Origin of the sequence: Haliscomenobacter sp., from assembly GCF_033763495.1 — a bacterium.
GTDB lineage: Bacteria > Bacteroidota > Bacteroidia > Chitinophagales > Saprospiraceae > Haliscomenobacter.
Genome location: NZ_JANRKL010000084.1, coordinates 1 through 25,924 on the forward strand (window position 1 = coordinate 1; position 25,924 = coordinate 25,924).

Genomic DNA, 25,924 nt, shown 5'->3' on the forward strand with positions numbered 1-25,924 from the left:
ATGGTAAGGTTCGGCAATACGAACCAGGAACAACGGCGCTTGAAGTAGCTCGTTCCATCAGCGAGGGCTTGGCCCAGAAGGTTCTTTCGGCAAAAGTAAACGGCGAAGTGTGGGATGCCACCCGTCCGATCCCCACCGACGCGACCTTGACGCTGCTCACCTGGGATGATAAAGACGGAAAAACCACGTTTTGGCATTCCTCCGCCCACTTGATGGCCGAGGCATTGGAGGCCCTGTTCCCTGGCATCAAGTTTGGTACGGGGCCAGCTACCGAGAATGGTTTTTACTACGATGTTGATCCAGGTGGCAAACAGATCTCGCTGGACGACCTGCCCAAGATTGAAGAAAAGATGCTCGAACTGGCCCGGCAGAAGAATGGCTACATCCGCAGAGACATTACCCGGGATGAAGCCTTGAAGTTTTTCCAGGAAAAAGGAGACGAGTACAAAATTGAACTGATTGAAAAACGCGGCGCCGACGAAGCCCTTACGCTGTATACGCAAGGCAACTTCGTGGACCTTTGCCGCGGGCCACATATTCCGGACACCGGATTCATCAAGGCTGTAAAATTAACCAACGTAGCGGGTGCTTATTGGCAGGGCGATGAGACGCGTCAGCAGTTGCAGCGCATCTATGGGGTTGCTTTCCCCAAACAAAAAGACCTGCAAGAGCACCTCGTGATGCTGGAAGAAGCCCGCAAACGCGATCACCGCAAGTTGGGGCAGGAACTAGAACTTTTTATGTTTTCCGAGCGTGTAGGGGCGGGTTTGCCCATTTGGCTACCCAAGGGCAACGCCCTACGCGACCGTTTGATGAACTTCCTGCGCACCGAGCAGGAAAAGCGGGGCTACAAACTGGTAACTACTCCCCACATTGGCCGCAAGGAATTGTACGTCACTTCGGGGCACTACGCCAAGTATGGCAAGGATAGTTTCCAGCCCATCCATACTCCTCGAGAAGGGGAGGAGTTTTTGCTCAAGCCGATGAACTGCCCTCACCACTGCGAAATTTACGCACACCGTCCCCACTCTTACCGCGATCTGCCCATGCGTATCGCGGAGTTTGGCACCGTGTACCGCTACGAGCAAACGGGTGAGTTGCACGGGTTGTCGCGGGTACGTGGCTTCACTCAGGATGACGCGCACATCTTTTGCACCGAGGATCAGGTAAAGGATGAGTTCCTGAATGTATTGGACCTTACGCGGACGGTTTTGTACAAGATGGGCTTTAAGGAGTTCACGGCTCAAATCTCCCTGCGCGACCCCAATACGCCAGAGAAATACCTCGGAACGGACGAAAACTGGCGCAACGCCGAAAATGCCATCATCGAAGCAACCCGTGAGGTAGGCCTAAAAACCACCATGGAGTTGGGGGAAGCTGCGTTCTACGGCCCCAAACTGGACTTCATGGTGCGTGACGCCATTGGCCGCCAGTGGCAATTGGGTACCATTCAGGTGGATTATAACCTGCCCGAACGTTTTGAACTGGAATACGTAGGTGCCGACAACAAAACCCACCGCCCGGTGATGATCCACCGCGCACCTTTTGGGTCGATGGAGCGCTTCATTAGTATTTTGATTGAAAACACGGCGGGTAAATTCCCACTTTGGCTCATGCCTGAGCAATATGCACTGCTGCCGATCAGCGATAAATTTGTAGACTACTGCAAAGAAATCGAAGAAAAACTGGCTGCACACGACATCCGGGGTTACATCGACGACCGCAGCGAAACCATCGGTCGCAAAATCCGGGATACCGAATTGAAACGTATACCTTATATGCTCATCGTTGGGGAGAAGGAAATGGAGGCCAATGCCGTAGCAGTACGCCGCCAGGGCGAAGGAGACAAGGGCAGCGTAAGTCTGGAGGCTTTTGTGGAGCTTTTCCAGGAAGCACTGGCGAAGGAGGAAGAATAGGGAAAAGTTGAGGAGTTGAGGAGTTTAGGCTACCGCAGCAATCCGGTCACTGAGCGTAGCCGAAGTGCAAGGATCGCTGCGGTAGCCTAAACTCCTCAACCCCTCAACTCCTCAACCTTTTTATCATCTAAAAGTTAAAAAAATGCAAATACCCAAATTAGGTTTGCATAATACTTGAACACAACGTATTTTTAAAGTGTTAAATTTTTGTCCTAAAATACTATTGCATGAAGCACTTCTTACTCTTATTAACCCTGGTACTTTTCATTATCCCGAAAGCGATAGGACAAACAAGCGCTAAGACTGGCAATTGGTATGCATCAGCAGAGGCAGACCGAGGTGTCATTATTGAGGTTTACCCCAATCCAACTACCAGTCACATTGGTTTAACTGACGTTCAAGGTGTGCAAAAAGTGATGGTTTTTAATTTGGCAGGTCGCCAGATGAAAATCTTCGAAGACATTGCAGCCGACAAAAAAATGTACGTTGGTGACCTACCCAGAGGGATTTACCTGGTGCGGATCATCGGTGATAAAGGCAAAGTTATCACCACCAAGAGGATCAGCAAACAATAAATTAGGGGCGAGAAAAAAACAAGCGTTCATTTTTACCCACTATTCAGGTATTCAGGAAAGAACCAAAAACGGCTGGATGAAGTTGAAAAGACTTGATTCAGCCGTTTTCTATTTTAGCTTATGTCCAATACACTCTTGCAACGTCACACTACCCTTAGTGCCAACCTACTGGCCTTTTGCCGCCACCTGCGCCAAAAAGGTTTCACCATTGGCCCCCTGGAATCAAGTGCAATGTTGGCGGCGCTAGACATCGTTGAACCCTTCCACGATCCACAATTGTTTCAATACACCCTGCGCGCCACCCTGGCCCGCACCCAACGGGAGCAGGAACTTTTTGATCAAATTTTCCCCCAATACTGGAAAGAACTGGAAAAAGCGGTGGACTCTAAAATCGCCGAGGACAAGCAGCCGCGCAAACCAGGCACCCGCCAGCAGCCTCCCTCTTTGCAAGCCCTAAAAAGCTGGCTCAACGGCAAACCCGCCCAAGACAACATCGAATTGGCGGTATACAGTGCTGGCGAATCACTGGGCCGCAAAGACTTTTCCCTATTCAGCACCGAAGAATTGCAGGAAATCAACAAACTGATCCTGCAAATTGCCCGACGGATGGCGCGCCAATACAGTCGCCGCAAAGAACGGGCCCGCTCCGCCAGCATGCTCGACCTGCGTACGACCATGCGCAAAAACCTGCGCCGGGGTGGGGAACTGATTGAACTCGCCCGTTTTAGCCCCAAACAACAAAAAAATCAACTCATCCTGCTTTGTGATGTGAGCAAGTCGATGGATTTGTACAGCCAGTTTTTGATCCAGTTCGTATACGCCTTTCAGCAACTCGGTCAACGGGTGGAGACCTTTATGTTTTCCACCAGCCTGCAACGCATCACCAAAGTGCTGCGCCAGGGCATTTTCCGCCAGGTGCTGAACGAATTGAGTGAGACTGTGCCCGGCTGGTCGGGTGGAACCCGCATCGGGGCTTCCTTTGCGCAGTTTTATCAGCAATACAGCCGTTTGTTGCACGGCCATAGTACCGTACTCATTCTCAGCGACGGAATGGATACGGGTGATATCGAAGTGCTGGAAGAAAGTATGCGCAAAATTGGCAAAAAGGCCGAGCGGGTGATTTGGTTGAATCCATTGGCGGGTCGGCCTGGTTATGCGCCCGAGGTGCGGGGCATGCAGGTATCGTTGCCGTATGTGGATCTGTTTGCGCCGTTGCACAATGTGGAGAGTTTGCGGGCTTTGGGGAGGGTGTTGTGAGTAATTTTTTACTTTCAAACATTTTTCACCACCTAAGAAACCACAGCCACTTTAGATTCACCTTAGTTTTGCCCAATCTACAAACAAACAACATTAGCCACACCACATGAACAAGATCAGCCTGTCCCTCTACTGCCTCCTGGGTTTTTCCAGCCTTTGGGCGCAAAAACCAATTCTGCCCAACGACCAATCCGAATGGTGGAAACGCAACAACCTGCGGCTCATTCAAATGAACCTACCGGCCTACGAAGCTGCCAAACTGGACGCCGACAGCATCGTCAAAGATTTGCGCACATTTTCGGCCAACACCCTCATCATCAACGCGGGCGGGATTATGGCGTTTTACGAAAGCAAACTGGATTTTCATTACCTCAACCCTTACATGAAGCCGGGTGATCTGGGCCGGATTGTCCAAGGTTGCCATGAACAGGGGATCAGAGTGATTGTACGTTTTGACTTCAGCCGGGCCGATCAAAGCATTTTTCAAAAACACCCCGACTGGTTTTACCTTTCGCCCACGGGCAAACGCATCGTCAATACCGACAAATACGTGGTGAGCATCAATGCGCCCTACGTACAGGAAAAAGCTTTTGACATCATCGCCGAAGTGCTCGACAACTTTGATGTGGATGGCATCTTCCTCAACATGCCTGGCTACCAAACCCGCAATTCCTATGAAAACACTTACGAAGGCATTGATCAAAACGAATACGATAAGGCTGCTTTTAAAAAATGGAGTGGAGGCCTGGAACTACCTTTGAAAGAGGATAAAAACGACCCCGTTTTTAGAAAATACGAGGAATTTAAAAAGGAAAGCATCAGTTTGTGGTCCAAAAAACTGCACGAATTGGTCAAGGGCCGCAAAAAGAAAGTCGCCATTTGTACTTACCTCGAAGACTATGTCGATATCATTCGCCACGAAAGCCAAACCCACGGCTTGCCTTATTGGCCTTACACGGGCAGCGACAATACCAACCACATCGAACAAACTTTCCCTGACAAAATTGTCAGCAATGCCAGCATTCAGCAAATCTCGTTTCGCAGCCGCTTCAATGCTGCTGAACCCGAAGAGGTAGGCATCCGCCTCTGGGAAAACCTGGCCAACGGCTCCGGCACTGATGTAAGCCTGATGGGCGACCTCCGGGAGTACGAAGATCAGCGGAATTTTGCGGTGATGAAAAAGATTTATGCTTTTCAAAAAAAATGGGAACCCTATTTTGGCAAATACGAGTCGGTGGCCAAAGTTGCGGTGGTCGCCCCGGGGTATTGGCCAGGTGGTTTGCCAATGGAGGAATACCGGGGCATCCAGCTAATGTTGAAGGAAGCTCATATTCCTTTCGACATCATTCAGGACAATCATTTGGCCCGACTTAAAGCAAAACTGGGTCAATACAAGGTTTTGATTTTACCCGATATCCAGTATTTGGCTGCGCAGGATTTGGCGGCTTTGCAGGAGCTTTCGCAAGCGGGTGTATCGCTTTTTGCCAGCAATCGTAGCCTTTTTGATGCCCCGGCGGTGTTGAAAACCCTGTTTGGAGCGACTATTGTAAAAGACCTCAACGATGGGGAGGGCAATTATCTTCAACCCAATGACCCCAAAATCTTCACCCATTTCGTCGGGCAAAGTATGGTGCATTTCAAGTACAACCTGGGTTTGTATCAATTTGACCAGGGTGATAAGCCCCTGCTGCCCATTTTGGACAAAGGCCGTCCTGGCCCGCCCGAAATGATCGGCGGTCATGATCCGCTCAATTATTTTGCAGCCAACCTTCACCAAAACGGCAAAAGCACCAATGCCTTGATGCCCATCAACATTGGCCGCATTTATTACCAAACGGGCTACGAGCAGCACAAATACCTGGTTCTGGATGTTTTAAAGCAACTGTATCCAGCAGTTGATCAACAAATCATTACAAATGCCCATCCCCGGGTGGAAATGATCTTGAATGAATACATGCCGAATACCGCAGAGGTAACCATCGCTACTCCTTTTCGCTCGGCAGGGCATGTCTTACACTTGATTAACCTTACTGGGTTTAGTGGGAATACGTATTTTGAACCGCTGCCCATTTACGATACCGAGGTCAAAATCAAAGTGGATTATCGGCCAAGGAAGGTGTGGAGATTGGGGGAGGAGAAGCCTATCACTTTTGTATACCAGCAGGGTTATGTGAGTTTCAAAGTGGGTCGGTTGGCGGATTATGCGGGGATAGTGGTAGAGAAATAAACAATTGTTCTATTGCGAAGTGACAGAGGTGTTTCTTTAGTGCCTTAGGTTTCTTAGGTGGTGAAAAGAAACAACAGGACATTTTTTACCACCTAAGAAACCTAAGGCACTAAAGAGGCACCACAGTTATAGTACGCAGAAAAAAACTGCCCTCAACACCACGAAACGTTGAAGGCAGCATCTTAAAATATCGCGTCTGCATCATTTGACACTCAACAGCGTCAAGCTTTGCTTTTTATCACCATGCTGGAAGACACCCGTTTGAGCCTGGTCCAGCTTGGTAGCTAAATCCTCGGGGACAAGTACCGGAATGTGCTGGAAATAAGTCCATTCGCCGGAGTCTTTTTCCAGGAGTGCAACACCATCCATACTCAAAGGCAATTCAAAACGCTCGGTCACTGCCTCCTTTTTCAGCACCTTTACCAATTTTAGGGCAATGGAGGAGCCATCTTGCGGTGGATTGTCGATGGTGGTTTTGTTGACCTCCAGTGTGTAAACGTAACCCCACTCATACTCAAAGCCCTGAATTACATCGTAACAGTACTCCCAATCTGTCTGGCCTTGCGTTTTGACCAAATAGCACAATTGGACAGATTCGCCCTGGCAAGGCACTTTGTAATGTTGCACGGTCATGGTCTCGTTTTTTTGAGGGGTTTTGTTGCTCGTTTTTGCTGCATTTTCTGCACAATGCAAAAACGTTACTGCCATCACCGTTAATACCAGGTATTGAACCATTCGAGCCATCATTTGCGCATGTATTGGAAGGATGCATCAGGACGACCAACGTAGCAGGTTTTGGTAAACTTGTATTTTTTGATCAAACACAATGCCATTTGAGCTTCTGCCATGGAGGAGCCAAAGTCAAAGAGGATACTGTTGCCATCCGTAATTTTGACCCGCCCGCTGATGGTCTGGATTTTCAGATTGGCCGGGTTGAAGCTAAGGCAATCTTCACCTGCCAACATGGGTGCATTGGAGGCTGCAGCATTGACCAGGCTGTACTGGAATGAAGGATCGGGACGACCTACATAACAACTGCGGTTGAAACCTAAGTGTTTGCACAGTTGAACAATGCGCTCGGCTTCGGCTTTATTGGGTGCAGCAAACATGGAACTATTGCCACTGACGACTTTCCAAATACTGCCGCTTTGTACGACCGTTAAGGTAGCAGGGTTAAAGGAAATACAATCTTCATTGCCACAATTGGTCGATTTGCATGGGCCGGGAGCGTATAGCGTGTTCAATGCAGCGATGTCTTTAGGACTTAAGGCATTGCGCTGACCAATGGTAGTCGCGTTGGTGCCTGGAGGTTTGCGGATCGAAATGGTAGGCTGGCCATTTTTGGAAAAACCATGGGTGCCATAATGCATGATCGAACCGTAGTCATAGGCCCCAATATCGGTACCATCAGCTACGTGTTTATTGAAGTTGTGTTCCTTGCCAGCAGTAATATTGGCCCAATTGACGGTGATGAAGTTGTCGCGATCGGCGCGGGAATGTTCATGCCAAAGCCCGGCAGCGTGGCAGATTTCGTGGGCGATACTGCCTTGTGAGCAGCTTCCAATCACGATGTCTTGCATTCCACCTTGGCGGCCTACATAAGAAGCACAGCCAGATCCTGACACAAAACGAATGTAATCGCCCTGATTGGTGCGGGGTACCAAACAGATGTTGGTCATGCTGTTGACATGATTGATGGCCCAGTTGATGGCCGCTGTTTGGGGGTGGCCCGGGGTGATGTAATAGGGGATCACCGAGTTTGGCCAGCGGTACTGAGCCCCGTCGATTGCCACTGCGTTGTCTCCCTCAAAAGAAACCAGTGGGCCGAGGATGATGTCTCCTTCGGTAACGACCAAATTGTTGTAAACATCTACTTTGAGGCTTTGGGCGACTCTGGCGAAAGGAAGTTTAATCGACAGTTGGCGTTGAGTAGGGGTAATGTTCGTCGCGTACTGTTCTTGTGCGGAGAGGGTAGTGGTGTTGCTCAAAAAAACCAGTAGCATCAGGCAGCTGGAAAGGACAGGTAGTGTTTTGAAAATCGGTTTTTGGGCCAATGAAACCAAGATGTGGTTCCAAAGCCCGGCTAAAGGTGTTTTCATGTCGAAGAGGTTTTAGCATCGTAGCAATATTGCTAGTGACACAATTAAGTGTTGATGCAAAACCTCTTCGTTCCAAATTTTACTCCTTTTAAAATAAATCTTTACAACTCACCATTGAACTCCCGGTAAATCACCGCCAATAACACCTGACCTACTGCTCGCAAAGTGTAGCGATCAATTTTGTCGATTGTATCACCATCGGTGTGCCAGTGTGACACAAAACCGGTTTTGCTGTCCGCCGGTTTGTTGATGATGTCAATCATTTTGATGCCTGCTATGTAGTTGACGTACACGTGATCATCGGTGATGCCGCCTGTAGGTTCTTCTACAAAGTATTGACCATAACCCATTTCTTTGGCCAGGCCCCAAACTTTTTGCAATACGTCACTTGCTTTCTCGTAAGACACATCGTCAAACCCAAAACGGGCAGAGGGAGCCCCCACCATATCGAGCAGGATGCCATATTCAGGGCGGATTCCACCTTTATAATGCAGATTTTTGGCCCAGTGCTGAGAGCCCAGACACCAGGTGTCAGGCTTGGCGTTTTCACTACCATCACCATAGTCTTCGGCATCAAAAAAGACAATATCGACGCCAATGTCTACCGGGTTGGCTTGCAGCTGGCGGGCTACTTCAAGCAAAATACCTACACCACTCCCTCCATCGTCGGCACCCATTACTGGTTTGGTTTTGTCGCCGCTGAAGTCAGGCGAATCGGCAAAGGGGCGTGAGTCCCAATGGGCGGCTAACAAAATCCGTCGGCTGAGACCAGGGCGGTATTGTCCTATGATGTTGGTGCTGTTCAGCTTTTGGCCATCAAAAGTAGTTGGGGTAAAGTTTTGCTCAATGACCTCAAGGCCATACCCTTTTAGTTTGGCAGAAAGCCAGTTTTTGCAAGCCTGGTGGGCAGCAGTATTGGGCACGCGTGGGCCAAATTCGGTTTGTTTGCTAACATATTGAAAAGCAGAATCGCGGTTAAAAGCAGGCACTTTTACCGTTACAGCGGGCTTTTCATCAACTACCTCAGGCTGACCTTTTCCATTTTTACAAAAAGTGAAACCCAAAGCTAGAACGCAAATAAGACCACCTAAGAGGGCCAGTTTATTTTTCATACTTCTCGTATTTCTCGTATTTTTCATGTTTTTCTTCTTTACCAGCTACAACAATCACAATTTCCCCTTTGATTTTTTCGGGATGTTGTTGAAAAAACGCAACAAGTGACGCCAAAGTACCCCGATGCGCTTCCTCGAAAAGTTTGCTTAGTTCACGTACCACGCAAGCGCTGCGCTCCGGGCCACAAAACTCCAACAATTGCTCCAAGGCTTTTACGAGACGATGGGGCGATTCGTACAGTGCAAATGTTTGAGGTAAAGACGCCAGGTATTGCGCTCGGGTTTGTCGGCCTTTTTTATGCGGCAAAAAACCTTCAAAATGAAAACGATCACAGGGCAATCCTGATATGACCAGGGCTGGTATTAAGGCGGTTGCACCGGGCAAACATTCTACCCGAATCCCTTGTTTTACACATTCCCTTACCAGCAAAAAGCCCGGGTCAGAAATACCTGGGGTACCCGCATCAGAGACCAGGGCCAATTTTTTACCCGCTAAAAATTCGCGCATTACCCCGTTTACTGCTGTATGTTCATTGTGGGCGTGATGAGCCCAAAGAGGCGTCTCAATGCCGTAATGATCGAGCAACTTGCGCGAAGTACGGGTATCTTCCGCCAGGATGATGTCCACCTCCTTGAGTACCCGAATGGCGCGCAAGGTGATGTCTTCAAGGTTGCCGATGGGCGTTGGCACGAGGTAGAGCATGAATAATGGTTGTAAAATTCCAGGATTTCAAGGTCCCCATCCGGTCACTGAGCGTAGGTGAAGTGCCGGATGGGAATCTTGAAACCCTGGAACCCTGGAGTTTTATTCTATTGCGGTTAATTCAAAAGCAAAACTCTCCATAATCAGGTTGGCCAGCAATTTGCGGCAGGCGTTGTCAACGGTTTCACGAGCTTCCTCTTCGGTTTCGGCGTCCAAAGTAAGAGTGATGTGTTTGCCAATGCGCACATCAGTTACGCTGTGGATGTCCAGGCTTTTCAAGTTGTGCGAAACCGCTTTCCCTTGGGGGTCCAGCAATTCTTTATGGGGCATAATGTCAATTTCTGCAACAAATTTCATGACAATGATTTACGCTTAAAAAAATGGATGAAAATTGAAAGTAGGATGTACAGTGACACCACTATCGCTAAGCCAGCAATTTGCCAAAACAGCAAAATGGCTACTGCAATCGCCGCAAAGATAATTCTTATCTCATTCCCTGTCCATTGTAAGGATTTGAATTTGAAACTAAACATGGGAATTTCCAAAACCATTAGTGCTGAAAAGAGCGCCGTAATTACATAAAACCAGATGGGATGGATAAAATGTAAAAAAGAACTGGGAGAAAGATAAGCCCCCAACAAGCCCACCATAAAAAGGCTACAACCTGGTGTAGGTAGGCCCAAAAAGCCATCACTTTGCCGTTCATCCAGGTTGAATTTGCCCAAACGCAAGGCGGCAAAGAGGGTGAGGATAAAAGCAGGTAGCGCCCGAATTTCCAGGTCAGTTGGCCATTGCCCTTGCCAGGCAGCAGCAATCAGGCCATACAAAATAATGCCCGGCACCAAACCAAAAGAAACCATATCGGCCAGCGAATCGAGTTGTTTACCCAGCTCGGAATGAACATTTAACAAACGTGCAACCATTCCATCTAATAAATCGGCCAATGCACCCAATGCGACCAACCCAATGGCCCATTCCAAACGTCCGTATAACAAACAGAGGCTCGCACATGCGCCGCAAAAAAGATTCAATAAAGTGATGGCATTCGGCAGATGGCGACGCATTTGGATTTTTTTTGTCATTCAAAGCACAAAAATATCATCCTCTTTCCAAATGGAATGATATAAATCGGGCTTAATGGCGTTATTTGTAGTAGCTTCAGTAAACTTTATCAATTGAGAGGCCAAATTGAATCGGCTATGAGAAAAATATTTATGCTGTTGTTGTGCACCATTGTGCTGTGTGAACTTCGTGCCCAAGCTCCAACTAATGATAATTGTGCAAATGCTTTTGTGCTGGATACCGTCAATGGATGGTGTTCCCGTACTGCGCAATTCACTACAATTGGGGCTACTCCTACTGCGGGCTTAGCCGTACCCCGTTGTACCCCACAGGCCAATGTTCCAAATGATGTATGGTTCGTATTCGACGCTGTTGGTACCGATTTGAGTATTAGTGTCTCCGGAGCTACCCGAGTCAATGCTGGAGGTACCTTACGCGCACCCCAGTTCTCTGTTTATACCGGAACCTGTGGCAGTTTAACGGAAATCAACGCATGTAGCTCTGATGCGGCAACGCCTCGTCGGAATTCAGTGCAGGTGCTGACTTCCAGAATCGTCGTGGGACAGAGGTATTACATTCGGGTTAGCTCTCGGGATAACACCAATGGGACTTTCCAATTGTGTATCAACAGTTTTAATGCTACCCAAACGCCAAGTAGCGACTGTGCTACCGGAAATATTCTTTGTGATAAAAGAGCTATTACGGTCCCTTTTGTATCTGGGGAAGGCAAGGATCCTCGTGAAATTGATGGAGTTTGCGGCAGGTTGGGTTGTGATCCCAGTGAGTCGCAGTCCAATTGGTTCAAATGGACTTGTGACGCTCCAGGTACCTTGGCTTTTTCCATCAACCCTTTGAACCCTGACGATGACATTGACTTTGTGGTTTTTGAACTTCCTGGAGGGGTAAATGATTGTTCGGGCAAAAGGGCCATTCGTTGTATGTCAGCTGGAGAGAACGTGGGGCAGGCCATAAATACATGGATCAATTGCACCGGTGCCACTGGTTTGAGGATTGGCGAAAATGGCACCGTTGAATATTGCGGTTGTGATCCGGGGTACAACAATTTTATTTCCGCCATCGACATGCAAAGAGGCCGGGCTTATGCCTTGGTTGTCAATAATTTCAGTCAATCCGGGGCGGGATACACCATTAGCTTTTCAGGCACAGGCACCTTTGTGGGGCCTAAAGCAGATTTTAATGTAGATTCCAGCCCCGCTTGTATCGGTCAGGAAGTCAGCTTTACAGATGCCTCCAGCTTTAATGGCGGACTGACCAAGTGGGATTGGTTTTTTGGCCCCACCTCAGATCAGAGCGCAGTGGTGAGTGGCAAAGGCCCTCATAAAGTCTCATTTAACCGCCCAGGCAGAAAAAACATCGTACTCAACGTAACCAGTACCGATGGATGCCAGGTAACCCAGGTGAAGGAAATTCAGGTTGAATGTTGCAAAGATCATTTTACCCTCAATGGACAAACCCGTGATGAAAATTGTCCCAATTCCAATAATGGCTCTATTGATGTAGGGGTCACGAACAACTACGGACCTTACACCTACATCTGGAACAATGGCTCAAGAGCCGAAGACCTGCAAAATCTTCCGCCGGGCACCTATTCGCTCAACATCACCGATCAAGCCACCTGTGATACTACGCTGACTTTTACGGTCAAAGGCCCTGCCCCCTTTGCGCTTACTGCGCAGGATAAGGAAGCTACCTGTAATGGTGGCCGGGACGGTGAATTAAGCGTTCAACTCACGGGAGGTACTGCGCCCTACCAATACAGTTGGAACAATGGTCCATTGATCTCCGACCCCTTTCTGCGCAATGTAGCTGCCGGAGATTATACCCTGCGTTGGCGCGACCGGAATGGTTGTGAAAAAGATACTTTGCTGAAAGTTCGGGAAATCACCCTGCGGCTTGATCCCACCGTTGATGCGGTTACCCGACCGACCTGTTTTGGCTCGGCCAATGGTTCCATTGTGGTGCGTTTGGGCAACGGGCAGGGGCCTTACCAGTACAACTGGAATGACGGGCTAGGGTTTCGGGGGGCCAATTCATTGCTCAACATTCGAGCGGGAACATACCGGGTTGCAGTGCAAGATCAAAACCTGTGCAAGGGTGAATTCAATTTTGCAGTAGACGATTTCCCTCGCCTGGTACTACAAATGAACAGCAGTGACCCGAGTTGTTTTGGGGCAAAAGACGGCGCTGTGGATATTGTAGGTAGTGGAGGTACCGGCACCTATACCTACATCTGGGACAATGGATCTATTGCTCCTTTCCGTTCTGATTTGCCAGCAGGTACCTACCGGGTAACCCTGACCGATTCTAATGGTTGTATTCGGGATACATTGGCCACGCTGGTTGATCCACCCATGTTGCTCATTGGTGATGTTCAACCTGTTGATGTCATTTGTTTTGGGGATGCGTCAGGCATCATCAGTTTATTGGGCGCAGGGGGGCGACCACCTTATAAGTACGGCATCAATGGCGGCAATTTTCAAAGCGACAATCGTTTCATTGGGTTAAGGGCCGGAACTTATACGGTTGCGGTTGAAGATGCGGGGGGCTGTACCGCTTCACAGGAAATAAGCATCAAAGAACCTCCACGCTTGCAGGTGGATGCTGGTTTGGATACCTCTATTTCACTGGGGCAAAAAATCACATTATTGGCGGTGCCGAATAATCCATCCGTCAACTTCCAATGGTCGCCTGCCGATTTGGTCACTTGCTCAACTTGTCAAACTACACTGGCAGGGCCCTTACGCACGGTGCGCTTTCAGATTGAAATAACTGATGCCACGGGCTGCAAAGCCACCGACCAATTATTGGTTACGGTGGTCAAAAACCGCCCGATTTATATTCCGAATGGATTTACGCCCGATTTGGATGGTAAAAATGACTTTTTTACCCTCTACGGCGGCCCTTCGGCCCGGCGAATTCGAAGGCTACAAATTTATGACCGCTGGGGAGAACAAATGTTTGATACCAAAGACATTCCGCTTGGCCAGGAGCCATTGGGCTGGAATGGCACTTACCGGAATCAATTGATGCCTTCGGGGGTGTACGTGTATGTAGCAGAAGTGGAGTTCATTGATGACGAGGTGCTGGTGTTTAAGGGGGATGTGACCTTGGTGAGGTAAGAAATGTTCAAGCCAACTGCGCCAATTGCCGTTTACCTTTTTCCGTGGCGATCAAAGAAAGTTGCCATTTAAGAAGTTTTATATAATGCTGAATGGTTTCAGCAGATGTGGCACTTCGCTGGTAAATAAAGGATTCATGAATCCATGATCGGCCAAAGAAGGCCAAAAAAGATAAAAACATATCCTGATCGGACTCCGATAAATGCAATAAACCTTTGTTGCGGAGCCCGATCAGGATGTTCGTAAGCAGATTTACCCGTTTTTCATAAGTTTGTTTATACGCATACCGGTTTCTGAGCACTTCTTCAAACTCGGTATTTCCAATTAGCAGGCCCCTGTACGCATATTGGTTCGTAAATAGCCCCTCATATAAGTCAATAAAAGACAGCAATGAAGGCTCTTTTTGCCCATAAGTTTCGAAACAAATATTGTTCCCTTCCGAAAGTTTTTCCATCAAAGCCAAAATAACATCCTCTTTTTTGGGAAAATGGTAAGACATGTTGCCTGGACTAATCTCCAAAGCTCGAGCTATATCACGTACGCCAACGTTATGAACTCCTTGATTGTTAAAGAGTTCAAGTGATTTTTTTAATATTTTCTCCTTGGTGTTCATATTTTTTTAGCACAATGTACTAAATTTATTTGCATTAAATAGTACAATGTACTAATTTTGCTTCAAATAAAATCAACACCTATGCAGTACCCTTTCAAATTGCCTCATAAAATCCAGAATTTCTCGGGCGAAGTAATTGTATTTAAAGAGCGCCTGATTGATCAGGATGGCATCGAAATGATGCTCATTGAAAATGAAGTGGCCCCCGGTAGTGGCCCTCCATTTCACGTGCATTTTTTACAGGATGAATACCTCAAAGTTCTTGAAGGGACTATGGGGTATCAATCGAGCGGTGAGCCGGAAAAAATTGCCAAGCCAGGTGAAGCTGCTTTATTCAAAAGGGGAGAGGTCCACCGCTTTTGGAATGCAGGAGATACGCCTTTGCGCTGCGAGGGTTGGGTGAAACCAGCCAATAGCCTTGATTTTTACCTGGCCGCCGTGTATGCCTCAATGGATAAGGCGGGCAAACATGAAGGGGATCCTTTTGACTCTGCTTATCTCACTACACGTTACCGAACTGAATATGACATTATGGTTATCCCAATTTTTGTAAAAAGAGTAGTGATGCCCATCATTGTCTTGATTGGAAAACTACTGGGCAAGTACAAACATTTTGCCAGTGCTCCTGCTCCACTTAAATAAAGTGCATGAATACACGAGCCAGAGATATGAAGTGAGCTTTTGCAGTGATTTAGACATAGCCTTAGTCTAGGTTACTGCGGTAGCTCACTTCAAAGCTCAAAAATCATGTATTCTTAACTCGGAACTCTCTTTACAACCTCGGATCCACCTCCTCACTCTCCAAGGCCAGTACCCCAAACACACATTCATGCGTTTTGCGCAATGGTTCCTTGGCTACAAAGCGCTCCAAGGCTTCCATACCCAAGGTAAATTCCCGGATAGCCAGCGAACGTTTGTGTCCAAGCCCCCGGCTTTTCAGCTTCTGAAGCTGCTCAGGGTGGTCGTATTCCGGCCCATAGATGATGCGCAAGTACTCGCGACCCCGGCACTTGATGGCCGGTTGTACAAAGCCGTCGTCGAGCCGGGTCAGGAATTGGCGGGGTTTGATGACCATCCCTTCCTGTCCACGGGTAGTGAGTTCTGTCCACCAATCGATAGCAGCAGTGACCGAGGCTTCGTCGTCCAGATTGACCAGGCGGTATGGCGTGGCCAATAGCAACTCAGGATCGGCGGAACAAAAACTGGCGATTTCCTCCAGGTGCCACAAGTGATCCTGCTCGGAATGTACCCGACCCTCGGTAGCCAAAATATGGAAAGGTGCCAGCACCATCCCCTTCAGCCCATCAACCGGGCGGCAGTAGTTGCGGTAAGCCTCGGTGTATTTTTGGATGGCCAGGCCCCGATCGGTATAACGGGTTTGTAAATCTTCCAGAGGTAAATTCCGTGTATTCCCCAACGCAAAAGCGGATTGTAACTCCTGCATGGAGGCAGTACCCGCCGCGTGTAAACTGGCGTATTGGTTTTTGATCAACTCCTGGGCTTTGGCCGACCAGGGCATCAATTCACAATCGAGGCAAACCCAATCGGTGTCGTGTTTTTCCCAAAAACCACTTTGGGTCAAAGCTACATTTATCCGCTGGATGAAAGCCGCTTCCAGGTTTTTGTCATCAAAAAAAGCACGCCCGGTGCGGGTATAACATACGCCCAGAGAAGTTTGTACCAATCCAAAACGCTGAGTCGCTACTTCCGGGCTTTGACAAACAACCACCACCGCCCGGGAGCCCATGTGTTTTTCTTCACAGATCAACTCCTTCACGCCCATTTTTCGATAGTACTCAAAACCTTCCAGTGGGTGCTCCAGCAAGTCGGGCAGGGCACTCGTTTCGGTAGGCGACATGGTAGGAGGTAAATAAATCAGCCATTTGGGGTTGATGGCAAAACGCGACATCACTTCCAATGCAGCAATAGAATTTTCCTCCTTGATCAAAATTTTCTTGCCATAACGGGTCTCAATAAAGCGACGACCGCTGACGTTGGCCATGTCCAACATGTCGTCGTTGGCGTGTTGGGCACTGACACTCATCACGGCATTGCTGCGCTGGATGGGGCGACTTGGTTTGTAGTATTCCTGCAAAGCGGGTACGGTCACCAATTTTTTTTCCGGGTAGCGCAAGGCAGTCAAACGGCCACCAAAAACACAACCGGTATCAATGTCAATGGTATTGTTGAGCCATTCAGCATCGGGTACAGGGGTGTGACCGAAGACCACCATTGCTTTGCCCTGGTATTCCGCGGCCCAGTTGTAACGCACGGGCAGACCAAACTCGTCGGTTTCCCCCGTCGTCTCGCCATACAGGCAAAAAGAACGTACGGCACCACTGGCACGTCCCTGCATTTCCTCGCGCAGGCCTGCGTGAGCAACCACCAATTTCCCCTCATCAAAAACCAGGTGGCTGATCAGGCCATCCAAAAAGCTGCGCAGTTCGTGTACAAATTCGATGGGTTCATCGGCCAGTTGTTCCAGGGTTTCGGCCAGGCCATGGCGCACCTGTACGTCTTTGCCTTTTAGTTTGCGCAGCAATTTATCATCGTGATTGCCGGGTACACACCAGGCTTGCTGGTTTTTGACCATACTCATCACCAGGCGCAATACCTCCGGGGATTTGGGGCCACGATCCACGAGGTCACCAACAAAAATGGCTTGTCTGCCAGCGGGCGGGGTGACTTTGAAGCCATAGTCCAAATTGGAATCTTGGCGCTCGATCTGGTAATCCATTTTTTCCAGCAGCAATAACAACTCGTCAAAACAGCCGTGTACGTCACCAATGATATCAAAAGGCCCTTTGACCTGGCTGAAATCGCTCCAACTGGGGGTACGGTGAATTTGCACTGCTTCGATTTCTTCTGGGCTATCCAAAATATAGTTGTAGCGGAAGCCCTCTTTGCGCAAAAAGCTCAAGGAACGTTGCAAGTCCCGGCGTTGATTCCGGATGACGTGGGGGCCAAAATCGCGGTCGCTGCGCTGTTCATGGCGCTCGAACAAGAGTTTTTCTGGCAGATTGAGCACAATGGCTACGGCCAGGACGTGGTATTGGCGGGCTAGGGCCAGTAGGGATTTGCGGGCTTCGGGTTGTACGTTGGTGGCGTCCACTACCGTCAGCTTGCCTTGTTTGAGGCGTTTGGCCACAATGAGGTGCAGCACTTCAAAGGCGTCGTCGTTGACGTTCAATGCATTTTCGCTATCAGCCACCAGGGCACGACAAAAGTCAGAGGAGACAATTTCGGTCGGGCGAAAATGTTGACGGGCAAAAGTGGATTTGCCCGAGCTACTCGCCCCGATGAGTACAACGAGGGCGAGTTCGGGTATGTCGAGTTGGCCGGGTATGGGCCGTGGTTTGGTTCGTTCTGAGGGGTTTTGTATCATGATTTTTAAATTATTCCAAGCACCAGTGCGATCTGGTACTTATATTTTGAAAAGCCTACTCGCCACTACGTGGGCGCTCGTCGATCCTTTATTGCTCGCTGCGCGAGCAGGCTCGACGAGCGCAGGTTCCCAGATCCTGCTCCTGGTTGAGCAGGCGTAAAAAACTGGACGCGCGGTAGGCTCTAAAGCCTGCGATCGTCGAGCTTGACGCCAACGGCGTCAGAAAAAGATCGACGAGCGCCCACGTAGTGGTACGTAATATTCTAAAGTCAATGATCAATCCACACTCCGCGTAAACACCGCCATTTGCGAAGCCGCGCCCAAATTGGGGGCTTCTTCACCAATACCTTCGATGCTTGCTGTGTACCCAAATTGTTCACCAACTTTTTGTACCCATACAGCAAATTCCTGCCGTGTCCATTCGAAGCGGTGGTCTCCGTGTCGGAATTTTTCTTCGGGCATGGCGTAGTGGGCGTTGTACTCCCGGTTGGGCGTAGTGACTACCACGGTAGTTGGACGTGCAAACTCAAACACAGCCCGCTCCAGTGCAGGCAAACGCTCCAAATCCAGGTGTTCAATCACTTCGATCAGGGCAGCTGCATCAAAACCGACCATGCGGCGATCGCGGTAGGTGAGGGCACTTTGGATCAGCTCAATCCGCTCTTTTTGTTTGGGCGTCATGTCCTTCAAATAGAGGCGGCGGGTGGCAACTTGGAGCGCCTGAAAGGATACATCCGCGCCCAAAATGCGGGTGAATTGCCCTTCGCGGAGCAGCATTTTTAACAAACGCCCTTCTCCACAGCCCAGGTCGAGTACCGACTTGGCACCCGAAGCTTTGAGCACTTCCAGTGCGGCATTCAGGCGTTGCTGGTGCAAGGTGAGGCGTTCTTCTTCCACTGCGAGGTTGATGGGCTCGGGTTCGAGCTCGGTGCTTTCACTCCCATCCTCTTCAATGAAACGGGCCAACGCCATTTTGATCAAAGTGGAATGGTTGAGGTAACGGCGTACGATGAACTCCCGTTCGGGGTGGTCTTTGAGCCAGGTTTCTCCTTTTTTCAACAAGACCTCAATGTCATTGCTGGAAATGTAGTAGTGCCGCTCGGAATCGAATACGGGGAGCAAGACGTACAAGTGTTGCAAAAGTTGCTGCAAGGAGATGTTGTGCTGTAAAGTAATGCTGAAATAGGAACTTTCGCCCCATTCCGGAAACTGTTCATCCAGCGGCAGGCGCTCGGCTTGTAAGCTGTAACCCAAGGGCTGAAAGATGCGCTCCAACAAACCCAGTCCTCCTTTTACTTTGAGCGCTGGAATTTTGGCTTCCAGCGCCAAGGGGATGCCTATCCATTCCGGTTTGTCCTCACAGCGGCCATTGAGCGCTGAGGAATAAACATTGGAAATGGCCGAACTGGTGAAGGACGAAGCTACGTATGGCCGATCGTTGACGTAGTGCTGCAACATGCGGCTTTCGCCGGGTACTTTGAGGCTACGCACCAGTTCAACTGGGTCGATGTCCAGCAACAGCACAGCGGTGCAACGTTCATCACTTGCTTCCGGGAAAAATACGTGGGCCTTGCCTCCGGCGGTGCTGAATGTTTGGACTTTATCGGGATGCTTGTGGAGCAGGTAGCCGAGGTTGGTGGCGGGGTGTTGGGTAGTGGTGATGGATAGGAACATGGGATTTTGTGGGTTTTTGGAGGTGTAAACTGGTTTTTGGCGTATTTAGTTCCTTCAGGTGCTGAGCACAATGTCGAGGGTAGCTTTTAGGCGTTGAAATTGGATGAGGTGTTGGTGGAGGGTGGTTGGATCAAGGGTTTCAAGAATTTTAAAGGATTGGTCTCCCTTTTGATAAGGTCTTTTGCAATTGCGGGTGGCGTGTTCCAGCTTTTTAAAAACTTCCTTGCGATTTTGGGATTCTATTTGGGGTAGGGGAGGTAGGGCATTTTCTTGCAGCTCCTTGCCAAAAAAGACTTTTAGGGCTTCCCGATCGGTGGCAATCCAGGTTTCCATGCTGGTGGCCATGATTAAGGCTTGGTAGGACTCAGTATCTGCTGGGCGAATCCAGCCATCGCGCAGATTTAAGTGAATCCAGGCTATGTCGGAATGAGGGTCGGGGCTGAGGTTTTTGACGGGGTCTTCGCTGTCGACTAAAAGTATATTTATGGCTTGGGGATTGAGTTTAAGCGAATTAATGAAATCCTTATAAGCTCGGTTGCGGGTGCCGCAAGGAATAAAAGTAGGCATTTTGCCTTTAAATCCCATTTTTTCACAAAGCTTTTGAAAAGCCCTGCGGCATACAATTCGCTGCTCTCGGCTATCTCCACTACCTTCTAAAAAAATGTTTATAGCTCTTACCATCGATTTCCGCCTATTTGCCCTTTTGACCAAAGATCACCTAGGCGATAGTCCTCCAGCCAAGGTTTAATCTTATCGGATTCTAAACGATGTATACTGGTTTGCCCTTCATATTTTTCACAGACCAGAATTGAATCAGGATGATCTGTGAGTGCATCTACAATTACATCTGAATGGGTAGTAATGACCAATTGGGTACGTTCAGATGCTTCGATCAATAAATCAGTTAATTGGGGCAAGATATCTGGATGAAGACCTAGTTCTGGTTCTTCTAGGCAGATCATTACTGGAGGTTTGGGATCTAATAAAATTGCCAGTAAACACAAATATCTAAGTGTGCCGTCTGAAAGTCGACTCGCAGGAATTGTATAGTCCCCTTCAAAGAAAAAGATTTGAACATAGCCACCTTCTATTGCAATATCATAATCAGTTACCCCTTGATAAAAATGTTGAAGTTGGTAAATTAGATTTTTTTTGACCTTCGGCTCTCTACGGATTCGACTTAGGACTAAACCCAGATTTGTGAAATCAGATTCTAGTTTATCTGTTCTTAAATCAGCAGGTTGTGGTTTTCGAATAGCCGCATTTTGACCAAATGTCCAATTTTTATAGATTCCAATATTTTTATACGTGTTTTCTAGATATTCGAACTGAGGGTAGATTTCTGAATGAGGTAGGTATTGAACCAATACCGATTTATTGCTTTGTAGTATTTTTTTTGAATATGGTTCTTCGCCGTTTATGGTATACTTTTCCTCCGCATATTCATAATAATTGGTTTCAGAAACTGGAGAATCTATCTTTTCACCAAGAATCATAAAACGATGCTCATTGGAAGTGAATTTCAAACAGTGCCTAATTTCTTCACCATCTTCTTCTGAGATGGTGAGCGCAAGATTGGCGGTATTATCTGAGGCTCCTTTCCATATCCACTCATTTACTCCACCTCCTCTAGTAAAAATAGCATTGGTATCACTTACGGTACTCCGCATCAAATCAATCAACTCCAAAAAATTCGACTTTCCCGACCCATTCGCTCCTATCAGCACATTCAAGGGCCTGAGCTCCAGATCCAGCCCATCGGGTCCAAACGACAAAATATTCGAGGCTTTAATGTGCTTTATCATGACGCGAAAATAAGTGCAAATCAAACATTGAGGTAACTCATCAAACCCTGATAACGTTCCTTTAAACTGTCCAAATATTCCGCTTCGTTGAAAGAAGCCTTGATTTCGTACTTGAAGCGCTCGAAGGTGGCCAGGATATTGTGGATGTGTTGGAGGTTGATCTTGAGGGTGACGTCGATGCGCTCTGATTCGGGGTAGGAGGTGATGAATGAGCTGAGTAGGGTAGCACCTTCCGATTCCACAATTCGGGCAATTTCGGTCATGGAATAATCCCGGCGGCTTAGCTCCAGCACAATGATACTCCCCGAGTCGGCAAAAGAAACCGTGCGGGCGAAATAACGCAGCAAGTCTTCCAATGTAATGACGCCTAGGTAATTGTTTTCGGCATCCACTACTGGCACAACCGAAAGATCCTGGTCTGCGACGATGCGCATGACCTCGTAAATGTGGTCGCTGTTTTGCACATAGGGCCTTTGCAAGGAAAGGCTGTAAGAGCCAATGGCTTCGTTGACGTCGAAGTTCATCACATCGTCTTCCGACAATACACCCAACAACTCCCGGTTATTGACGATGGGCAAATGGCGCACATAAAATTCCCCCATCATCTCCAACGCTACGTCACCAGTGTCGGAAGTTTGTAAGGGAATAATGGCCGTCGAAATCAACGTTTCTGCAATCATCTTAATGCTTTAGTAGTGGGGCAAAATGAACACTTGCTTTTTGTTGCCCCTTAGTTCATTAGCTTGTTCTTCTGGGTGACAAACTCCTCTTCGGTCAATAAACCTTTCAATTTCAGTTCGTTTAGTTTTTGGAGCTGTTCCAAAATGGGGGAATGATCTTCAACTGAATCTTGTGCTGTTTGAGTTTGACTATGAGCCGCTTGCTTTTGTGGGGTAGCCTGCTTGAGCCGGAAACCATTGGCCTCAAACTCGTCGAAAGCATCCTGAATGCGCACAAATGCCAGGGCATCGTGTTCCTTGATGCGTTTGAAATCGGTAAAACCCAGGGTAACTGCCCGGTCCAGGTGTTCCAGGGCTTTGTCTGCCTCTTCGTTTAGGGAGTAGGTACAAGCCAGGTTAAAGTGGATGGAAATATCATTGGGGTCTAAGGCTAGTGCTTTTTTGAATTCTTCGATGGCCCCTTGGTAATCGTAATCCTTGTATTTGTCAATGCCACTTTTTTTCAGCATTTGTTGTTTATCCTGGTTTACGGGTTGACGAACGGGGGCGGAGTTACGTCTTTGAGGTTCTTGTGGGCGGCGGCGTTCGTTGCGGTTGTATTCCCGGTCCTCCCGGCGATTTCCCCGTTTAACTACTTTATATCGATCAGGATTGAATTGAAGGTTAAATTTATCATCATCCATGGTAAGAATCATAATACCATGAATGAAACCAACGATCCAGGAAATAGGCAAAGGAAGCCAAAAAAAAATGAGATGGAGAAACCCCAAACCAGTTTGCCCAAGATAAAAACGGTGTATCCCCAAGCCACCTAAAAATATTGCCAACAGACCAGCAGTTGTTTTGTCTTTCATGATGATGTATTAGGCCGGAAAATTACCTTTTCCAAATTCGAACCCATATTAAAACGAATGAAGATGGAAAATGGATGTCTGCTCCGGGCTTATTTTGCGATGTAAAATAACAAAAACTAGATTTTGAGGCAATGTCCGACTTAATTTAGTAAGGATCAAAATTAAGTCGATCAAATTCCCTACAATTGAGCTTAAGTTATTATAAGACGAGACAAAAGCCTCAACGGTTGTGAATTTTGCAGGTTAAAACAGTAAAATCGTCCGGATAGTTTTCATCGCCTCTAAAAGCATCCAAAATGGTCAACAAACCCTGATTGAACGTTTCGGCAGGGAGTTGGAAATTTTCCCGCACATAATCATACAACAATTCCTCGGTGACAAAATCCCCGGCATTGTTGCGGATATCCGTCAAACCGTCGGTATAAGCCAGGATAATGGCTTCGTCTTCTTCTACCTTACACTCGCCAATTTCAATACCTGGAATGTTTGCATAGGAACCCAGCATGATGCAGCCTTTGTTGAGTTCCAGCAGGCGGTTTTTGGAAACCAAAATAGGCGGATTGTGCCCTGCATTCACGTAGCGCAATACCTTGGTGCAGGTGTTGTATTCAGCAATAAAAAAGGTAATGAACCGATCGCCCTGGGTAATGAGGTTCACCGAAGTATTCAAATCGCGGATGAATTCATCGAGGTCAGCTTGTTTGTTGATCAGCGTATGGAAATTGGCCTGGAAATTAGCCATCAACAAGGCTGCAGATAAACCCTTGCCCGTAAAATCACCAATGCAGAAGACAATTTTATCATTTGGAAATTCAATAAAGTCGTAATAATCACCCCCAACCCCGAAATGAGGCTTGTAAATGCTGGCAAATTCATAATTCCGGCAAGAAGGCAACTTTTGTGGAATTAGCAGTTTTTGTACATCTCCCGCCAGTTCCATTTCCCGTTTCAGGCGTTCCTGCTCCAATTGGCGTTTGAAAAGGCGTTTGTTTTCCATCGCCACCGCGATGATGTTGGTGATGGTAGTGATGATTTGGACCTTGTTGTACATGTCATCATCCTCGGCAAAACCGCCGATGAATACATAAGCAATTGCGATGTCTTTGTGGCGAACGGGGATGACTACGTCGAAATGGCGCATGAGCGGGGAATCATTCTCCTCCAAATTGCGCAAACGGGTATACTTGGGAAAATGAGCCGTGATGTCTTCGCTGAGCAAGTTGGCAGGAATCCCCAGGGAAGTTGCACAGCGCCAAACTTCTTCTTCTTTGACGAAGAGCGCCATTTTTTTGATGCCCATTTCCCAACTCAAAAAAGAACTGTACATGTCGTACAATTCCACCCCGGACACATTGTTGTTGATGGCCTGAGTGATGCTCAACAGGCGATTGATCTGCAGTTGTTTCAAATGCAGTTCCTTTTCCAAGTTTTCAACGTTGGACAGCCGGTTGCGGATTTCTGAAAACTCAGCCATAATAATTGTTTGGTCCGGTGTGGTAGAGAAGCACAACCGTGCGGCTCTACCACAAATTCCCTGTGAAGATAAGCCACAGAAAGGAAAAATAAACGATTTTTGTAAAATGGTGTTATTATCTTACCAAAGTTTATAGATTTTTGTACCTCGTTGATTGGCCCTTCCTGACACGCAACTGACTATTTCCTAACCTCCAAAGCGCCCTTGATAATGTTTTTCCAACTTACACTGGCCATATTACCAGCAATCCTAATTGCATGGGTCATTTACCGCTCCGATCGGCATGAACGGGAGAAGTGGTTTCCACTTACCCTCTGCTTTCTGTTGGGTATGCTGGTTACTGTTCCGGTGATGAAAGTGCAGGAGTTTTTTTACCACAGCAGTATCGATGATCCGGCGAGTTTGTTCTGGGTTTGTATCACTTCTTTTGTGGTGGTTGCTTTTACGGAGGAATTGTTTAAGTTTTTGACTTTGGTGCTCTTTCCTTATTTCCGCCATTTTTTCAACGAGCCACTCGATGGCATCATTTATGCGGTAATGATCAGCATGGGTTTTGCTACCCTGGAAAATGTACTATACGCCATGGAGTACAGCATTTCTACTACTGCACTACGAGGGCTTACTGCCGTACCAGCCCACGCGGTTTTTGCTACGATGATGGGATACTTTGTGGGAAAAGCCAAGTTCAAGACAGAACGGAAAGTTCAAATTCGCTTTTTGGCCATGGGGCTGGGGCTGGCAGTTTTGGTACACGGATTGTACGATTTTTTCATCATCCAGGAATTTTACGACTGGCTGATTCTTTTGGCCATTGTCACCCTCTTTATCAGTATCTTTTTCGCCATGCGCATGCTCAAGGAAGAGCAGGAGGAATCGGAGGTTTTGTGGCAAAAAAAGCATCCAGAAACGGCAATGGATGAGTCGGAGGAAATCGAAACAAACCATTAATTCCCGGGCTTTACTCCTGAACGCAGCAAAAAAGTGGAAGCTTCTCCACTTTACTTTAACATTTTTGCTTAATTTTACCCGAAAGTGAAAAATTTACAAGCTGTGGATTCAATTCATCGCTTCAAAGTTGAAGGCATCGCGGGGGAAGAGATTGATTTCGCTGATTTTAAAGGCAAGAAAATTCTAGTGGTTAACGTAGCTTCAGAATGCGGTTACACGCCACAATATGTCCAGTTGCAGGAGCTCTACGAAACTTTTAAACATAAATTAGTCGTCGTGGGGCTGCCCTCCAATGATTTTGGCGGGCAAGAGCCCGGCTCTAATACTAGCATCGCCCATTTTTGTAAAATGCGTTACGGGGTAAGTTTCCCCATGACAACCAAAGTCCACATCAAAGGCC

The 25,924-nt window shown here is 47.8% G+C and carries 21 protein-coding genes and 1 pseudogene; 8 read left to right on the forward strand and 14 right to left on the reverse strand.

Features of this window, described 5'->3' with window-relative positions:
- From thrS to SFV55_RS09055, 4 genes are all read left to right on the forward strand, one after another.
- On the forward strand, positions 1 to 1,916 hold a 1,916-nt coding region (gene thrS / locus SFV55_RS09040; protein WP_320029166.1), incomplete at its 5' end, for a threonine--tRNA ligase.
- Positions 1,917 to 2,143: 227 nt separating this feature from the next.
- Complete coding sequence (locus SFV55_RS09045; protein ID WP_320029167.1) at positions 2,144 to 2,491, forward strand: T9SS type A sorting domain-containing protein; 348 nt, start codon at positions 2,144 to 2,146, stop codon at positions 2,489 to 2,491.
- A 120-nt stretch (positions 2,492 to 2,611) separates the two neighbouring features.
- The gene (locus SFV55_RS09050) at positions 2,612 to 3,748 is read left to right on the forward strand and encodes a vWA domain-containing protein (protein WP_320029168.1); all 1,137 of its coding nucleotides are present in this window, start codon (positions 2,612 to 2,614) and stop codon (positions 3,746 to 3,748) included.
- 106 nt (positions 3,749 to 3,854) lie between these two features.
- Positions 3,855 to 5,975 (forward strand): alpha-amylase family protein, encoded by a 2,121-nt coding sequence (locus SFV55_RS09055; protein ID WP_320029169.1) that lies wholly within the window; start codon positions 3,855 to 3,857, stop codon positions 5,973 to 5,975.
- Positions 5,976 to 6,176: 201 nt separating this feature from the next.
- Here SFV55_RS09055 and SFV55_RS09060 read toward each other — a convergent pair whose 3' ends face one another.
- From SFV55_RS09060 to SFV55_RS09085, 6 genes are all read right to left on the reverse strand, one after another.
- Positions 6,177 to 6,710 (reverse strand): DUF4377 domain-containing protein, encoded by a 534-nt coding sequence (locus tag SFV55_RS09060; RefSeq protein WP_320029170.1) that lies wholly within the window; start codon positions 6,708 to 6,710, stop codon positions 6,177 to 6,179.
- A gap of 8 nt (positions 6,711 to 6,718) precedes the next feature.
- Entirely contained in the window at positions 6,719 to 8,074 is a 1,356-nt protein-coding gene (locus SFV55_RS09065) for a M12 family metallopeptidase (RefSeq protein WP_320029171.1), read from the reverse strand.
- A gap of 101 nt (positions 8,075 to 8,175) precedes the next feature.
- Entirely contained in the window at positions 8,176 to 9,186 is a 1,011-nt protein-coding gene (locus tag SFV55_RS09070) for a M28 family peptidase (protein WP_320029172.1), read from the reverse strand.
- Positions 9,176 to 9,889 carry a 16S rRNA (cytidine(1402)-2'-O)-methyltransferase gene (gene rsmI / locus SFV55_RS09075; RefSeq protein WP_320029173.1) on the reverse strand — a complete coding sequence of 238 codons (714 nt, stop codon included), beginning with the start codon at positions 9,887 to 9,889 and terminating at the stop codon, positions 9,176 to 9,178. The genes SFV55_RS09070 and rsmI overlap by 11 nt, the downstream gene beginning before the upstream one ends.
- A gap of 102 nt (positions 9,890 to 9,991) precedes the next feature.
- A complete protein-coding gene (purS, locus tag SFV55_RS09080; RefSeq protein ID WP_320029174.1) occupies positions 9,992 to 10,246 on the reverse strand; it encodes a phosphoribosylformylglycinamidine synthase subunit PurS in 255 nt (84 codons plus the stop codon).
- Positions 10,243 to 10,953, reverse strand: coding sequence for a CDP-alcohol phosphatidyltransferase family protein (locus tag SFV55_RS09085; RefSeq protein ID WP_320029175.1), 711 nt, complete (start codon positions 10,951 to 10,953; stop codon positions 10,243 to 10,245). The genes purS and SFV55_RS09085 overlap by 4 nt, the downstream gene beginning before the upstream one ends.
- Positions 10,954 to 11,088: 135 nt before the next feature.
- On the opposite strand from SFV55_RS09085, the gene SFV55_RS09090 reads away from it, so the two are divergent.
- Positions 11,089 to 14,091, forward strand: a complete 3,003-nt coding sequence (locus SFV55_RS09090) for a gliding motility-associated C-terminal domain-containing protein (protein ID WP_320029176.1) — start codon at positions 11,089 to 11,091, stop codon at positions 14,089 to 14,091.
- A gap of 7 nt (positions 14,092 to 14,098) precedes the next feature.
- Here SFV55_RS09090 and SFV55_RS09095 read toward each other — a convergent pair whose 3' ends face one another.
- Complete coding sequence (locus tag SFV55_RS09095; protein WP_320029177.1) at positions 14,099 to 14,704, reverse strand: TetR/AcrR family transcriptional regulator; 606 nt, start codon at positions 14,702 to 14,704, stop codon at positions 14,099 to 14,101.
- Between the two features lie 81 nt (positions 14,705 to 14,785).
- On the opposite strand from SFV55_RS09095, the gene SFV55_RS09100 reads away from it, so the two are divergent.
- The gene (locus SFV55_RS09100; RefSeq protein ID WP_320029178.1) at positions 14,786 to 15,346 is read left to right on the forward strand and encodes a cupin domain-containing protein; all 561 of its coding nucleotides are present in this window, start codon (positions 14,786 to 14,788) and stop codon (positions 15,344 to 15,346) included.
- A 130-nt stretch (positions 15,347 to 15,476) separates the two neighbouring features.
- Here SFV55_RS09100 and SFV55_RS09105 read toward each other — a convergent pair whose 3' ends face one another.
- From SFV55_RS09105 to SFV55_RS09135, 7 genes are all read right to left on the reverse strand, one after another.
- On the reverse strand, positions 15,477 to 18,089 hold the full coding sequence (locus SFV55_RS09105) for a polynucleotide kinase-phosphatase (RefSeq protein WP_320029179.1): 2,613 nt from the start codon (positions 18,087 to 18,089) through the stop codon (positions 15,477 to 15,479).
- A 276-nt stretch (positions 18,090 to 18,365) separates the two neighbouring features.
- The gene (locus tag SFV55_RS09110; RefSeq protein WP_320029180.1) at positions 18,366 to 19,763 is read right to left on the reverse strand and encodes a 3' terminal RNA ribose 2'-O-methyltransferase Hen1; all 1,398 of its coding nucleotides are present in this window, start codon (positions 19,761 to 19,763) and stop codon (positions 18,366 to 18,368) included.
- Between the two features lie 54 nt (positions 19,764 to 19,817).
- Entirely contained in the window at positions 19,818 to 20,444 is a 627-nt protein-coding gene (locus SFV55_RS09115) for a DUF4276 family protein (protein ID WP_320029181.1), read from the reverse strand.
- Complete coding sequence (locus SFV55_RS09120) at positions 20,438 to 21,568, reverse strand: AAA family ATPase (RefSeq protein WP_320029182.1); 1,131 nt, start codon at positions 21,566 to 21,568, stop codon at positions 20,438 to 20,440. The genes SFV55_RS09115 and SFV55_RS09120 overlap by 7 nt, the downstream gene beginning before the upstream one ends.
- A 20-nt stretch (positions 21,569 to 21,588) precedes the next feature.
- Positions 21,589 to 22,248, reverse strand: coding sequence for a CBS domain-containing protein (locus tag SFV55_RS09125; RefSeq protein WP_320029183.1), 660 nt, complete (start codon positions 22,246 to 22,248; stop codon positions 21,589 to 21,591).
- Between the two features lie 50 nt (positions 22,249 to 22,298).
- Entirely contained in the window at positions 22,299 to 23,102 is an 804-nt protein-coding gene (locus SFV55_RS09130) for an NINE protein (RefSeq protein WP_320029184.1), read from the reverse strand.
- Positions 23,103 to 23,322: 220 nt separating this feature from the next.
- Positions 23,323 to 24,576, reverse strand: coding sequence for a PP2C family protein-serine/threonine phosphatase (locus SFV55_RS09135; protein WP_320029185.1), 1,254 nt, complete (start codon positions 24,574 to 24,576; stop codon positions 23,323 to 23,325).
- A 210-nt stretch (positions 24,577 to 24,786) separates the two neighbouring features.
- On the opposite strand from SFV55_RS09135, the gene SFV55_RS09140 reads away from it, so the two are divergent.
- Both SFV55_RS09140 and SFV55_RS09145 read left to right on the forward strand, forming a co-directional pair.
- Positions 24,787 to 25,524, forward strand: coding sequence for a PrsW family intramembrane metalloprotease (locus tag SFV55_RS09140; protein ID WP_320029186.1), 738 nt, complete (start codon positions 24,787 to 24,789; stop codon positions 25,522 to 25,524).
- A gap of 84 nt (positions 25,525 to 25,608) precedes the next feature.
- Positions 25,609 to 25,924, forward strand: a pseudogene (locus SFV55_RS09145) (glutathione peroxidase); the annotation flags it as partial.

Coding starts and splice junctions, on each gene's coding strand:
- SFV55_RS09095 (WP_320029177.1), bottom strand. CDS start 14,704: ATGAACACCAAGGAGAAAATATTAAAAAAATCACTTGAACTCTTTAAC.
- SFV55_RS09130 (WP_320029184.1), bottom strand. CDS start 23,102: ATGAAAGACAAAACAACTGCTGGTCTGTTGGCAATATTTTTAGGTGGC.
- SFV55_RS09125 (WP_320029183.1), bottom strand. CDS start 22,248: ATGATTGCAGAAACGTTGATTTCGACGGCCATTATTCCCTTACAAACT.
- SFV55_RS09120 (WP_320029182.1), bottom strand. CDS start 21,568: ATGATAAAGCACATTAAAGCCTCGAATATTTTGTCGTTTGGACCCGAT.
- SFV55_RS09115 (WP_320029181.1), bottom strand. CDS start 20,444: ATGGTAAGAGCTATAAACATTTTTTTAGAAGGTAGTGGAGATAGCCGA.
- SFV55_RS09085 (WP_320029175.1), bottom strand. CDS start 10,953: ATGCGTCGCCATCTGCCGAATGCCATCACTTTATTGAATCTTTTTTGC.
- rsmI (WP_320029173.1), bottom strand. CDS start 9,889: ATGCTCTACCTCGTGCCAACGCCCATCGGCAACCTTGAAGACATCACC.
- SFV55_RS09100 (WP_320029178.1), top strand. CDS start 14,786: ATGCAGTACCCTTTCAAATTGCCTCATAAAATCCAGAATTTCTCGGGC.
- SFV55_RS09050 (WP_320029168.1), top strand. CDS start 2,612: ATGTCCAATACACTCTTGCAACGTCACACTACCCTTAGTGCCAACCTA.
- SFV55_RS09060 (WP_320029170.1), bottom strand. CDS start 6,710: ATGGTTCAATACCTGGTATTAACGGTGATGGCAGTAACGTTTTTGCAT.
- SFV55_RS09105 (WP_320029179.1), bottom strand. CDS start 18,089: ATGATACAAAACCCCTCAGAACGAACCAAACCACGGCCCATACCCGGC.
- SFV55_RS09065 (WP_320029171.1), bottom strand. CDS start 8,074: ATGAAAACACCTTTAGCCGGGCTTTGGAACCACATCTTGGTTTCATTG.
- SFV55_RS09090 (WP_320029176.1), top strand. CDS start 11,089: ATGAGAAAAATATTTATGCTGTTGTTGTGCACCATTGTGCTGTGTGAA.
- SFV55_RS09045 (WP_320029167.1), top strand. CDS start 2,144: ATGAAGCACTTCTTACTCTTATTAACCCTGGTACTTTTCATTATCCCG.
- SFV55_RS09070 (WP_320029172.1), bottom strand. CDS start 9,186: ATGAAAAATAAACTGGCCCTCTTAGGTGGTCTTATTTGCGTTCTAGCT.
- purS (WP_320029174.1), bottom strand. CDS start 10,246: ATGAAATTTGTTGCAGAAATTGACATTATGCCCCATAAAGAATTGCTG.
- SFV55_RS09140 (WP_320029186.1), top strand. CDS start 24,787: ATGTTTTTCCAACTTACACTGGCCATATTACCAGCAATCCTAATTGCA.
- SFV55_RS09110 (WP_320029180.1), bottom strand. CDS start 19,763: ATGTTCCTATCCATCACCACTACCCAACACCCCGCCACCAACCTCGGC.
- SFV55_RS09055 (WP_320029169.1), top strand. CDS start 3,855: ATGAACAAGATCAGCCTGTCCCTCTACTGCCTCCTGGGTTTTTCCAGC.
- SFV55_RS09135 (WP_320029185.1), bottom strand. CDS start 24,576: ATGGCTGAGTTTTCAGAAATCCGCAACCGGCTGTCCAACGTTGAAAAC.